10 protein-coding genes and 2 tRNA genes are annotated in these 12,529 nt (G+C 71.4%); 7 read left to right on the top strand and 5 right to left on the bottom strand.

The genetic code is table 11. The features are described 5' to 3' along the window. Window positions 1-341: 341 nt before the first annotated feature. On the bottom strand, window positions 342-755 hold the full coding sequence (locus FGF04_RS08450; RefSeq protein WP_003959770.1) for an SsgA family sporulation/cell division regulator: 414 nt from the start codon (window positions 753-755) through the stop codon (window positions 342-344). Between the two features lie 191 nt (window positions 756-946). On the opposite strand from FGF04_RS08450, the gene FGF04_RS08445 reads away from it, so the two are divergent. The 3 genes from FGF04_RS08445 (at window position 947) to FGF04_RS08435 (ending at window position 2,239) form a co-directional block, all read left to right on the top strand. Further along, window positions 947-1,381 carry a TIGR02611 family protein gene (locus tag FGF04_RS08445; protein WP_149510613.1) on the top strand — a complete coding sequence of 145 codons (435 nt, stop codon included), beginning with the start codon at window positions 947-949 and terminating at the stop codon, window positions 1,379-1,381. A gap of 68 nt (window positions 1,382-1,449) precedes the next feature. Next, window positions 1,450-1,521: transfer RNA gene (locus tag FGF04_RS08440), tRNA-Val, on the top strand. 646 nt (window positions 1,522-2,167) lie between these two features. Beyond that, window positions 2,168-2,239, top strand: a tRNA-Val gene (locus FGF04_RS08435). Between the two features lie 69 nt (window positions 2,240-2,308). Here the strand turns inward: FGF04_RS08435 and FGF04_RS08430 are convergent. Beyond that, on the bottom strand, window positions 2,309-3,037 hold the full coding sequence (locus FGF04_RS08430; RefSeq protein ID WP_149510612.1) for a 3'-5' exonuclease: 729 nt from the start codon (window positions 3,035-3,037) through the stop codon (window positions 2,309-2,311). Window positions 3,038-3,205: 168 nt separating this feature from the next. Between FGF04_RS08430 and FGF04_RS08425 the strand changes: the two genes are divergently transcribed. From FGF04_RS08425 to thrS, 3 genes are all read left to right on the top strand, one after another. After that, window positions 3,206-3,769 (top strand): DUF4365 domain-containing protein, encoded by a 564-nt coding sequence (locus FGF04_RS08425; RefSeq protein WP_149510611.1) that lies wholly within the window; start codon window positions 3,206-3,208, stop codon window positions 3,767-3,769. Further along, entirely contained in the window at window positions 3,766-4,989 is a 1,224-nt protein-coding gene (locus FGF04_RS08420; protein WP_149510610.1) for a hypothetical protein, read from the top strand. The genes FGF04_RS08425 and FGF04_RS08420 overlap by 4 nt, the downstream gene beginning before the upstream one ends. A gap of 99 nt (window positions 4,990-5,088) precedes the next feature. After that, on the top strand, window positions 5,089-7,065 hold the full coding sequence (gene thrS / locus FGF04_RS08415) for a threonine--tRNA ligase (protein WP_149510609.1): 1,977 nt from the start codon (window positions 5,089-5,091) through the stop codon (window positions 7,063-7,065). A gap of 38 nt (window positions 7,066-7,103) precedes the next feature. Here thrS and FGF04_RS08410 read toward each other — a convergent pair whose 3' ends face one another. Then, entirely contained in the window at window positions 7,104-7,772 is a 669-nt protein-coding gene (locus FGF04_RS08410) for a potassium channel family protein (protein ID WP_149510608.1), read from the bottom strand. A gap of 67 nt (window positions 7,773-7,839) precedes the next feature. Between FGF04_RS08410 and FGF04_RS08405 the strand changes: the two genes are divergently transcribed. Next, window positions 7,840-8,400, top strand: coding sequence for an HIT family protein (locus tag FGF04_RS08405; protein ID WP_149510607.1), 561 nt, complete (start codon window positions 7,840-7,842; stop codon window positions 8,398-8,400). Window positions 8,401-8,464: 64 nt separating this feature from the next. Here the strand turns inward: FGF04_RS08405 and FGF04_RS08400 are convergent, their stop codons facing one another. Together FGF04_RS08400 and FGF04_RS08395 are read right to left on the bottom strand one after the other, a co-directional pair. Beyond that, window positions 8,465-10,126: a hypothetical protein gene (locus FGF04_RS08400; protein WP_408055594.1), complete on the bottom strand. Its 1,662-nt coding sequence runs from the start codon at window positions 10,124-10,126 to the stop codon at window positions 8,465-8,467. A 178-nt stretch (window positions 10,127-10,304) separates the two neighbouring features. Next, a complete protein-coding gene (locus FGF04_RS08395; RefSeq protein WP_149510605.1) occupies window positions 10,305-12,503 on the bottom strand; it encodes an elongation factor G-like protein EF-G2 in 2,199 nt (732 codons plus the stop codon). Window positions 12,504-12,529 lie beyond the last annotated feature (26 nt).

Raw genomic sequence — 12,529 nt, 5'->3', positions numbered from 1 at the left:
CCACGCCACCCGCCCCCGCTCTCCAGGGACGCGGGGAACGGCGCACGCAACCAAAACGGCCCCGTACGTCCCACACGCCGCTCACCCCCACCAGCCCAGGGGCGCGGGGAACTGCGCGCTCAGCCCAAACGAACCCGCACGCTCCGCGCTCCGCGCACCCCCCACGGACCCAGGGGCGCGGGGAACGGCGCAAACCCCCCGGCCACCGCCGGAGGCACACGCAAAGGCGCCGCCCCCACGCAAGCGCGAAGACGGCACCGATGTGCACCCTATGCAGTTGTCTGAGCCCGAGCCGTCTCCCCGAGTGGACGGCGCCGGGCGGCTTGGCGCGAACTCTCGTCCTAGCTTTCGGCGAGGATGTGCGAGAGCTCCGTATCGAGATCGAAGTGCCGGTGTTCCGTGCCGGGTGGCACGGCGGCGTCGGTTCGCTTGAGGAACGACTCCAGGGCCCGCGCCGGGGCCTCCAGCAGCGCCTCGCCCTCCGGAGAGCTCAGGGCGATGCACACGACGCCCTGACCATGACTGCGGGACGGCCAGACTCGGACGTCCCCGGTGCCGGTGGGCCGGTGCAGGCCCTCGGCGAGAAGGTCGCGGGCGAACACCCACTCGACAGTCTCCTCGGCTCCAGTGTGGAAGGTGGCGTGCACGGCATAGGGATCGGCCGTGTCGTACCGCAGGCCTGCGGGGACAGGCAGGGATGACTCGCTCGACACAACGAGGCGCAGGTGCAGCTCGCAGCTGACCGTGGTGTTCATAAGCGCCAGGGCCTTTCGCTCAGTGTGCGCTCGGGGATTCGCACGTCGGCGAAATCGACATGCCACCTACGGTGCCGTTGTAAACCCCTCTGAGTGTTTTGCGTGTCTTTAGGTACCTCATCCGGCCGAGCGTCAGTTCGCGCCTTACGCCCATTCCGGTGATCGGATTCCGTCCGGTAGGGTTTGGCCGTATGAATACGGGGAGTGACGGAACGGGGGAGGTCGCCATGGCGGCCGACGAAACGAAGGGCGAGCAGGCGCTCGGGTCCCGTGCGCCGCAATTCATCAAGGCGCGCCGCGTGCTGCATCTCAGCTGGCAGGTGGGCGTCTTCATCGTGGGGCTCGCGGTCGTGGTGGCCGGCGTGATCATGCTGCCCCTGCCCGGCCCGGGGTGGCTGGTGATCTTCGGCGGCATGGCGATCTGGGCGACCGAGTTCGTCTGGGCGCAGCTGGTGCTCCGCTGGACCAAGCGGAAGGTGACCGAGGCGACGCAGAAGGCGCTCGACCCCAAGGTCCGGCGCCGGAACATCATCCTGACGTCCGTCGGGCTGGTGATCATCGCGGTGCTGGCCGGTGTCTACGTCTGGAAGTTCGGCTTCGAGATGCCGTGGAAGATCAAGGAGTGACGGCGCTCCGGGCGCGGTACAGGCGGTCGGAGGCACCCCGTGACATGGGGTAATCTACTTCTGCGCCCGGGCGATTAGCTCAGCGGGAGAGCGCTTCGTTCACACCGAAGAGGTCACTGGTTCGATCCCAGTATCGCCCACGTTGCCGACAGGCGGCCAGGTCCATGATCCAGATGGACCGGGCCGCCTTTCGCATGTTCACGGCACGCCGCGAGGGACCCGCCGCCCCGCAGACCAAGCTCACTCTGCGTGTCCGGTACCGACGCACGATCCCTGACACCGGAACCCGCTGCCCACATGCGCCCCGACGGCCGACACCCCACCGAACTTGCGACACAGACATACACATGCCTGCCCCCACACCACCTCTGCGCCCACCACTGCCTCTGTGCTCGCAGGCGTCTACCTGCGCCCCATCCGACCACGGCCCCAGCTCCGCCCATCACCGGTCATAGCGCCAGCTCCGCCCGCCTCCGGCCGTCGCTCCAGCTCCGCCCACCCTCGGTCATAGCTCCAGCTCCGCCCACCCCCGGCCGCCGCTCCAGCTCCGCCCTCCGCCCATCACCGGTCATAGCGCCAGCTCCGCCCGCCTCCGGCCGTCGCTCCAGCTCCGCCCACCCTCGGTCATAGCTCCAGCTCCGCCCACCCCCGGCCGCCGCTCCAGCTCCGCCCAACCCCGCCCTGATGATGCGGGCCGGGCGGGGGGGGCTGGCGGCCCACCTCCGCGGGAAGGGCGAAGCGGTTTGAAGGAAACGCACGGGGACCTGTATTGTTCAGTGCGTTCCCGGGCGATTAGCTCAGTGGGAGAGCGCTTCGTTCACACCGAAGAGGTCACTGGTTCGAACCCAGTATCGCCCACCGGGAAAGGCCGGTCCGTCCCAGACGGACCGGCTTTTTGCATGCCGCGGCCGGTCGGACCGCATCCGTTCAGGCCGCCGCGGCCGGCAGCTCAGGACGCAGTGGCCAGGCCGGGTCGACCGCCTCCTCCACGCCGGTGCGCGCGAACCAGGCCTGCAGTCCGCGGGCCTGCGCGGCGTGCCAGACGGCCTGCAGCGTGTGCAGTTCGGCCGCCGACAGCCGCTCCAGCCGCAGCGCGAAACGGCGCCCGATCGCCCGGACGAGCTCCAGGGACGCCAGCGCGTCCGCCGCCGCGTCATGGGCGCCCTGCAGCTCCACCTCGTAGTGCGCGCACAGGTCCGTGAGCGTGCGGCGGCCCTTGCGGTAGCGGTCCAGGTACTTGTCCAGGACCCGCGGATCGAGGACGTGCAGCGGCACCGACTCGAACCACTGGCCCAGCGACGACGCCCGGTGCCTGCGCAACTCCCGGTCCAGGAGCGTCAGGTCGAAGGGCGCGTTCATCACCACCAGCGGACGTCCCGCCGCGCTCTGCTCGGCCAGCTCCCGCACCACCTCGTCCACCACCGGCGACGGCCAGCGGCCGTTGCGCTGCAGGTGCTCGTCGGTCAGCCCGTGCACCGCCGTGGCACCCTCGGGCACCGGCACCCCCGGATTCACCAGCCAGCGGCGCACCCGCGGCCGGCTGCCGGGAGCGTCCTGGACGACGACTGCGGCCGACACGATGCGGTCGGTTTCCACGTCGACACCGGTCGTCTCGGTGTCGAACGCTGTCAGAGGCCCTTCGTACCAGCACGTCATGCGCACACAACTCCTCGTCCACCTCCGGCAGATGACGCGCCGTCCCCTGCCCCATTTGTGATACCCGGGCTGTTTGCGCCGTACGCCGGAAGGAGACAACAGAGGTACGGGTCTTTGCAGTTCAGGGACCCGCCGCAAGGATTCCCTGAATTCGGAAGGCTGTTGACCATGTCGCTCGCGCAGCCCGAGCAGGGCGGGCTGCTGCCCGGGCACACGGCACCGCAGCGCGGCTCACTGGCCACCACGGCCTGCATGGAGACGCTCCAGGTCGGTTATCTGCACGCGGTCGCCGCCGCCTCGGGCTGCTCCCTGTCCCAGCCCTTTCCGGACAACGGCATCGACTGGCACGTCAGCCACAGCGCCCCCGGGCACACGGTCGACGACGAGGTCACCATCAAGGTCCAGCTCAAGTGCACCTACCAGGTACCGCCGCGCCCGGGACCCGCCTTCTCCTTCACGCTCGACAACGCCCACCTGGAGAAGCTGGCCCGGACCCCGGTCTCGGTGCACAAGATACTGGTCGTGATGCTCGTGCCCAGGTCACAGGAGGACTGGCTGCGCGCCGGCCACGACGGCCTCGACCTGCGGCACTGCTGCTACTGGATCAACCTGGCCGGGCACCGGACCACGGGCCGGCACAGGACCACCGTGCGGATACCGACCTCCCGCGTCTTCGACGACCGGGCGCTCTGCGACATCATGACGCGGGTCGGTACGGGAGGCATACCGTGACGCACCGCCCCTCCGAAGAGCCCCTGCGCCCGGTCAGGCCCCACCCCGCCGAACCGGCGGGGGACCGGGACCGGCCGCCGCGGCCCGACCAGGTCGACCCGGCCGTCCTCGGCGCGCTGCTGCACCGGCACGGCTGGCAGCGCCGCGGCGGAGCCCCCGGACGCTACGGCCGCTGGACCCCGCCCGGACCCGGCGGCTCCGGCACCAGCCTGCTCGTACCGGAGAGCCGGGCGTTCCCCGACAGCGAGGACCTCCTCGGGGAGGCCCTCACCGCCCTGTACCGCAGCGGATCGCCCGCCGCCCGCGACGTCCTGCTCGGCCTCACCGTGCCCAGCGACGAGATCCACTGGTGGCGCGACGTCCCGGCGGGCCCCGCCGGCGCCTCGACGTGGACCGTCGAGGAGCAGCTGCGCACGGCGGCGCGGCAGGTCCTGTTCGCGGGCGCCCTCGCCACCCGCGCACGGGCCGGCTACCACGGCGCCCGCCACCGCAGGTCCGCCGCCGCGGCCCTGGAGGACGTGCTCGTCGGAGCCGCCCCGGGCGGCCGCCGGCTCGCCGCCTTCGTGCCCGCCGCCACCGGCCGGCCGCTCGCCGTGCGGCTGCACCACGCGCTGTACGCGGCCCGGGAGGCGGTCGACTACCAGCGCGCCACCGGCGGCATGGACGCCTTCGACGGGGCGGTCGAGGCGGGCGTCAGCCATGAGCTGGCCGAGGCCCTGGTGGCGCTGGTGCGCGGTACGCAAGGGGCCAGGATCGCCGTCGAGTGGGCGCCCGCCGCCGGGGTGCCCGAAGGGTGCACGACGTCCTCGGAGCCTGTCGAGTTCTCCCCCGGAGACCTGCCCGCGCTCCGTGCGGCGGCGGCCCGCTACCTGCGCGAGGAGCCGTCCGTGCCCGTGCGCCTGACCGGGGCCGTGGTGCGGATGCGCAGGTCGGGACCGCGCGGCGACGGGACCGTACGGCTGAAGGTCATCGCGGGCGCCGAGGTGCCGCACGTGCGGATGACGCTCGACGAGGAGGCCTACCGCATCGCGGGCCACGCCCATCTGGTCGGGCTGCCGGTGCGGGTGCACGGGCGCCTGGAGAGCCGCGGCGGGTTCCGGCGGCTGACCGGCGCGTCCGGGGTGGCGCCCGTGCAGGTGGACGAGGCGGAGCGGGACCGGCTGATGAAGTCGCTGCAGGAGAACCTCGACTTCTTCGAGGAGGCGTGCAGCGGGGACTGAGACCGGCTGTTTCGCGAGGGGCGCCCGGCGCTCGGTAGGATCGCCGCAGGCATGGCATGCGATGCCATGGGTGTTACCCCCTTCAGTCAGGAGAGTCCGGTGTCAGACGTCCGTGTGATCATCCAACGCGATTCCGAGCGGGAAGAGCGCGTGGTGACGACGGGCACTACGGCGGCCGAGCTCTTCCCCGGCGAGCGCACCGTCGTCGCGGCCCGCGTGGCCGGCGAGCTGAAGGACCTCGCGTACGAGGTGCGGGACGGCGACGAGGTCGAGCCCGTCGAGATCTCCTCCGAGGACGGCCTGAACATCCTGCGCCACTCCACCGCGCACGTGATGGCGCAGGCCGTGCAGGAGCTCTTCCCCGAGGCCAAGCTGGGCATCGGCCCGCCGGTCAAGGACGGCTTCTACTACGACTTCGACGTGGCCAGGCCCTTCACCCCCGAGGACCTCAAGGCCGTCGAGAAGAAGATGCAGGAGATCCAGAAGCGCGGCCAGCGCTTCTCCCGCCGCGTGGTGAGCGACGAGGCCGCCCGCGAGGAGCTGGCGGACGAGCCGTACAAGCTGGAGCTCATCGGCATCAAGGGCTCCGCCTCCTCGGACGACGGCGCGGACGTCGAGGTGGGCGGCGGCGAGCTGACCATCTACGACAACCTCGACGCCAAGACCGGCGAGCTGTGCTGGAAGGACCTGTGCCGCGGTCCCCACCTGCCCACCACCCGCGCCATCCCGGCGTTCAAGCTCATGCGCAACGCCGCCGCGTACTGGCGCGGCAGCGAGAAGAACCCGATGCTCCAGCGCATCTACGGCACCGCCTGGCCGACCAAGGACGAGCTGAAGGCGCACCTCGACTTCCTCGCCGAGGCCGAGAAGCGCGACCACCGCAAGCTCGGCAACGAACTGGACCTCTTCTCGATCCCCGAGCAGATCGGCTCCGGCCTCGCCGTCTTCCACCCCAAGGGCGGCATCGTCCGCCGGGTCATGGAGGACTACTCGCGCCGCCGGCACGAGGAGGAGGGCTACGAGTTCGTCTACACCCCGCACGCGACGAAGGGGAAGCTCTTCGAGACCTCGGGCCACCTGGACTGGTACGCCGACGGCATGTACCCGCCCATGCAGCTCGACGAGGGCGTGGACTACTACCTCAAGCCCATGAACTGCCCGATGCACAACCTGATCTTCGACGCGCGCGGCCGCTCCTACCGCGAACTGCCGCTGCGCCTCTTCGAGTTCGGGACCGTGTACCGGTACGAGAAGTCCGGCGTCGTGCACGGCCTGACCCGGGCCCGCGGCTTCACCCAGGACGACGCGCACATCTACTGCACCAAGGAGCAGATGGCGGAGGAGCTCGACAAGACGCTCACCTTCGTCCTGAACCTGCTGCGCGACTACGGCCTGACCGACTTCTACCTGGAGCTGTCCACCAAGGACCCGGAGAAGTTCGTCGGCTCGGACGAGATCTGGGACGAGGCCACCGAGACGCTGCGGCAGGTGGCCGAGAAGCAGGGCCTCCCGCTCGTCCCGGACCCGGGCGGCGCCGCCTTCTACGGCCCGAAGATCTCCGTCCAGTGCAAGGACGCGATCGGCCGGACCTGGCAGATGTCGACCGTGCAGCTCGACTTCAACCTGCCGGAGCGCTTCGACCTGGAGTACACCGGGCCCGACGGCTCCAAGCAGCGGCCGGTCATGATCCACCGCGCGCTCTTCGGCTCGATCGAGCGGTTCTTCGCGGTCCTCCTCGAGCACTACGCGGGCGCGTTCCCGGCGTGGCTCGCGCCCGTCCAGGCGGTGGGCATCCCGATCGGCGACGCGCACGTGGAGTATCTGCAGAAGTTCGCCGCCGAGGCGAAGAAGAAGGGGCTGCGGGTCGAGGTCGACTCGTCCTCCGACCGCATGCAGAAGAAGATCCGCAACGCCCAGAAGCAGAAGGTGCCCTTCATGGTCATCGCGGGCGACGAGGACATGGCGGCCGGCGCCGTCTCGTTCCGCTACCGCGACGGCTCGCAGGAGAACGGCATCCCGCTCGACGAGGCCATCGCCAAGATCGCGAAGGTCGTCGAGGAGCGGGCGCAGGTCTGATCCGCGCGCTCCGCACGGCCGGGAAGCCCCCGGGAGGCTCAGCCTCCCGGGGGCTTCCCGTTGGCCCCGCCGCCCTCCTCGCTGGAAAAGACCTGCAGCAGCCAGGACGAGAACGACCCCGTCACCGCGCCGAGCAGTGCGAGCCCGCAGGCCATCAGGCCCACCGCGACCACCCGTCCGGCCGCCGTCACGGGAGCCACGTCGCCGTACCCCACGGTCGCCAGCGTCGCGCAGGTCCACCAGACCGCGTCGCCGAAGGTGCGGATCGTCGCGCCCGGCGCCCCGCGCTCCTGCTGGTACACGGCCAGCGCGCCCGCGAAGCCGAGCAGGGCGACCGCGAGACCCGCGTACGTGATCACGCGCGCGTGCAGCGCCAGCCGCGGTCCGCCGCGCCGGCGCCGCACGGTCTCGTAGACCTTCACGACCCGCAGCGGACGCAGCAGCGGCAGCACGAGGACCACCGTGTCCAGCCAGTGCGCCGTCACGAAGCGCGGCCCCGAACCGCTCAGCCGCCAGCGCACGGTGTAGTCGAGGGCGAACAGCGTCCAGGTCCCCAGGGTCACCGCGAGGCAGGCGGACCGCCAGAACTCCGGCAGCCCGTGGGCCAGGACCCGGATCGCGTACGAGGTGAGGAAGAGCATCGAGGCGACGGCGAGCGGTACCTCGGTACGGCGTTCCCAGCGCGTCGTGCGGCTGTCGTCGTCCATCGCCCCAGCTTGGCCGGGAGCCCTGCGGCGCGGTACCCGCCGACACGCCGCGGACGGGCGAAGCCATATGCTGCACCTCATGACGAGTGAGCCGGAGCAGCAGATCGGAGTCGGCACCCAGGACGCCTTCCAGCGCCTGTGGACGCCCCACCGGATGGCGTACATCCAGGGCGAGAACAAGCCCACCGGCCCCGGGGCCGGCGACGGCTGTCCCTTCTGCTCGATCCCGGCCGAGTCCGACGAGGACGGGCTCGTGATCCGGCGTGGCGAGCAGGTCTACGCCGTGCTCAACCTGTACCCGTACAACGGCGGGCACCTGATGGTGGTGCCCTACCGGCACGTCGCGGACTACACGGACCTGACCGCCCCGGAGACCGCCGAGCTGGGTGAGCTGACCAAGCAGGCGATGACCGCGCTGCGGACCGCGTCCGGCGCGCAGGGCTTCAACATCGGCATGAACCAGGGCTCGGTCGCGGGCGCCGGCATCGCCGCCCATCTCCACCAGCACGTCGTGCCCCGCTGGGGCGGCGACACGAACTTCATGCCGGTGGTCGGCCACACCCGGGTCCTGCCGCAGCTCCTCGCCGACACGCGCAAGATGCTCGCGGACGCCTGGCCCTCGGCCTGAGCCTCCCGCGGGTGTCCACGGGAGGCGTGGCCGGGCCGCGCAGGTGTCCGCGCGGAGTGGACGCCTACGCGTCGTAGAGGTCGGCCTTCCTGGGGGAGACGTCCTGGACGGCCGTGCTGAGGTTCGACGAGCGGCTGCCGAACTTGTCGGTGTCCACGCCGTTCTCCTTGAGCACCCGGATCGCGGCCGCGTGCACCACGCGCAGCACGGGGGTCGCGGCGCGCAGGGCGTCGTCGGCCATGAAGCGGTGCCGCCACGGCTTGGACGCCCAGGCGTGCCGCAGGCCGAACGGCTCCGGCAGGACCAGCTTGCCGCCGAGGTGGTCCAGGATCGGCGGGTACCAGGTGAAGGGCGCGCGCACCGCGAGCCGTACGACCTCGTCGGCGTCGATCAGCGGCAGTTTCTGGGTCTTGGTCTCCCAGAACCTGACGGTCTTGGGGACCGTCTTCGTCTTGGCGGCGGGCCCGCTGGTGAACAGCGAGTGCACGGGGCCCAGGGCGTGGCCGGTGACCTCGATGCGCAGCGTCTCGTGCAGCACGGTCACGGTGATCAGCATGGTGATGATCAGCTGGCCGTCCCAGAGCGTCCACTGCACGCCCAGGTAGTGGCGGTCACCGCTGCCGAACTGCTGCTTGTTGCAGATCTCCTGTATTTTGTGCTGCTTGACCTGGTACGCGTCCACGTCCGTGCCGCCCGGCCGGGAGACCGAGCCGGCGTTCTCGTTGATCGGCGTGACCACCCAGTGCTTCACCGAGGGCGCGGGGAAACCGCCGGTGTTGAGCGGGCCCCGCTCCAGCATGCGCAACTGGTCGTGGATCGACCGGATGACGTCCCAGCTGCGGAAGCCGTGGATCTCCTTGGTGGGGTCGGCCGGCACCAGGTCCTCGGCAAGCTGCCAGCTGCCCCACCGCGTGCCCATGCCCAGTATCCCCTTGGGCCCCGCGTAGAAGATCGCGTTCGACTGCTGCTCGGCGCTGAGGCGGGCCAGCGACTGGCGCAGCGCCTCGGCCGCCGTCTCGCCGGGGCTGCCGGGCACCGCCTCGGGGATCTTCGCGCCGATGCCGCCGCCGGCCAGCAGGCCGCTCCAGCGGTCCCGCAGGTCGCGCGCCGTGCGCTCGCAGATCTGCTTGGCCCAGACCCAGCCCAGGACGGGCGCGACGATCGCGGCGCGCGCGTACCAGGCCCAGAAACCGGTGAACGGCATCTTCAGCAGGAAGAGCACGGCCAGGGCGCCCACCCCGACCAGGACGGTGGTGGCGAGGGCGCCGGCCCGCTTGTCCTCGGTCTTCGCCACCGAGCGGCGGATCATGAAGACCAGCAGCCACAGGAGCAGACCGGGCAGGAAGATCAGACCGGTCAGCACCATCACGGCCGTGAGCCAGCTGTCGCGCTCCTTGCGGATGCGGTTCGCCGCGAGGCAGTGCTCGACGATCACCTGCGGTTCCATGCCGAAGGACTGGATGAGCGCGGCGCGGTTGCCGCCCAGCATGCGGAGCTGGACGGCCCGGGCGAAGGCCTCGCCCAGGTTGGGCTTGAAGATCTTCGCCCAGGAGGGACCCGAGGTGACCTTCGACTGGTGCCATTCGCTGTTGGCGTCGAGGATCACCTCGACCGGACTGTCCCGGTACGCCGCGGAGGCCAGCGCGAACGTCGCCGCCGTCTGGCCCGCGGAACCCGAGAGCGGAACCTGCGCCCCGGGCCTGAAATCGAATCCCTCGTCCGCCATTGCCGCCCCCATCGCCGCCGTGCCCCGCTCTGCGGCTCTTCCCGACTTCCGTGCTCCGCACACCTGTTGATCAGGTCATCGTCTTGATCAGGTTGCCAGAGTATCCGCAGAGGCGGACATCCGTCGGCGGACGGGGGCGGCCGTCCGCCGGTCCGGAGGGACGTGGCGGCGCGACCGACTAGGCGTTTCCCTGGGCCTGTTCGCGGATCCGGTCGGTCAACTGCGGTGGCATCGGCTCGTGCCGGGCGTAGACGCGGTGGAAGCGCGCGGTGCCGTGCGACAGGGAGCGCAGATCGACCGCGTACCGGCCGATCTCGATCTCCGGCACCTCGGCCCGCACCAGGGTCCGCGCCCCGGCGGCCTGTTCGGTGCCGACGACCCGGCCGCGCCGGCCCGACAGGTCGCTCATCACGGCCCCCACGTACTCGTCGCCCACCAGGACCGTCACCTCCGCGACCGGCTCCAGGAGATGGATCCGCGCGCCCGCCGCGGCCTCCCGCAGGGCGAGCGCGCCGGCGGTCTGGAACGCGGCGTCCGAGGAGTCCACCGAGTGCGCCTTGCCGTCGCGCAGCGTGATCCGCACGTCGATGAGCGGGTAGCCGGCGGCCACTCCCTTGGCGGCCTGGGCGCGGACGCCCTTCTCCACGGACGGGATGAACTGCCGGGGCACCGCCCCGCCCACCACCTTGTCGACGAACTCGATGCCGGAGCCGCCGGGCAGCGGCTCCACCTCGATCTCGCAGATCGCGTACTGCCCGTGCCCGCCGGACTGCTTCACATGGCGCCCGCGCCCCGTCGAGCCCGCGGCGAACGTCTCCCGCAGGGACACCTTGTGCGGGACGACGTCGACCTGGACGCCGTAGCGGCTGCGCAGCCGCTCCAGGGCGACGTCCGCGTGGGCCTCGCCCAGGCACCACAGGACGACCTGGTGGGTGGCCTGGTTCTGCTCCAGGCGCATCGTCGGGTCCTCGGCGACCAGCCGGCCGAGCCCCTGGGAGAGCTTGTCCTCGTCGGCCTTGCTGTGGGCCTGGATGGCGAGCGGCAGCAGCGGGTCGGGCATCTCCCACGGCTCCATCAGGAGCGGGTCGTCCTTGGCGGAGAGCGTGTCCCCGGTCTCGGCGCGGCTCAGCTTGGCCACACAGGCCAGGTCGCCCGCGATCGCGTGCGTGAGGACGCGCTGCTGCTTGCCGAAGGGGGCCGACAGGGCGCCGATGCGCTCGTCGACGTCGTGGTCCTCGTGGCCCCGGTCCGCCAGCCCGTGCCCCGAGACGTGCACCGTCTCGTCGGGGCGCAGCGTCCCGGAGAACACCCGCACCATCGAGACCCGGCCCACGTAGGGGTCGGAGGCGGTCTTCACCACCTCCGCGACCAGCGGCCCGTCCGGGTCGCAGGCCCGCACCCGGCGCTCCCTGCCGTCCGGGGTGGTGACGGCCGGGGCCTCGCGCTCCAGCGGGGTCGGGAAGCCGCCGGTGATCAGTTCGAGGAGTTCCACCGTGCCCAGCCCTTGACGGGCGCCCTCGGCGGCGGGCGCGGCGGCCAGCACCGGATGGAAGACGCCGCGCGCCACGGCCCGCTCCAGGTCCTGCACGAGGGTCGTGAACTCGATCTCCTCGCCGTCCAGGTAGCGGTCCATGAGGGTCTCGTCCTCGCTCTCCGAGATGATCCCCTCGATGAGCCGGTTGCGGGCCGTCTCGATGAGCGGCAGCTGCTCGGGGCCCGGCTCGGACTCCTTGCGCTCGCCGGAGGCGTAGTCGAACACCCGCCGCGAGAGCAGCCCGACCAGCCCCGTCACCGACGCGTGCCCGTCGGGCCCCTGGGGGCCGTGCAGCGGCAGGTAGAGCGGCAGCACGGCGTCGGGGTCGTCGGCGCCGAAGGCCTGCGCGCAGATCCGGGTCATCTCCTCGAAGTCGGCCCGCGCCGACTCCAGGTGCGTCACCACGATGGCCCGGGGCATGCCGACCGCCGCGCACTCCTCCCACACCATGCGGGTGGAGCCGTCCACGCCGTCCGAGGCCGAGACGACGAAGAGGGCCGCGTCCGCCGCCCGCAGACCGGCCCTCAGTTCGCCGACGAAATCGGCGTATCCGGGGGTGTCGAGGACATTGATCTTGTAGCCGTCCCAGTCGAGCGGCACGAGGGAGAGCTGCACCGAGCGCTGCTGGCGGTGCTCGATCTCGTCGTAGTCGGATATCGTGCCGCCGTCCTCGACGCGGCCCGCCCGGTTCACCGCCCCCGCCGTCAGGGCGAGGGCCTCCACCAGGGTCGTCTTGCCCGATCCGCTGTGGCCGACCAGCACCACATTCCGTACGGACGCGGGGTGGTCGGCCGCCGTGGCCCTGCCGGCGGCTCCGGGATGTGCGTTCGCCTTGTCGCCCATGGACTTGCCTCCCGTACACGGTGAGG

It is taken from the genome of Streptomyces apricus (assembly GCF_008369065.1).
Classification (GTDB): domain Bacteria; phylum Actinomycetota; class Actinomycetes; order Streptomycetales; family Streptomycetaceae; genus Streptomyces; species Streptomyces apricus.
Note: the sequence above shows the minus strand (reverse complement) of the source record. Positions and strands in the feature narration are given on the sequence as shown.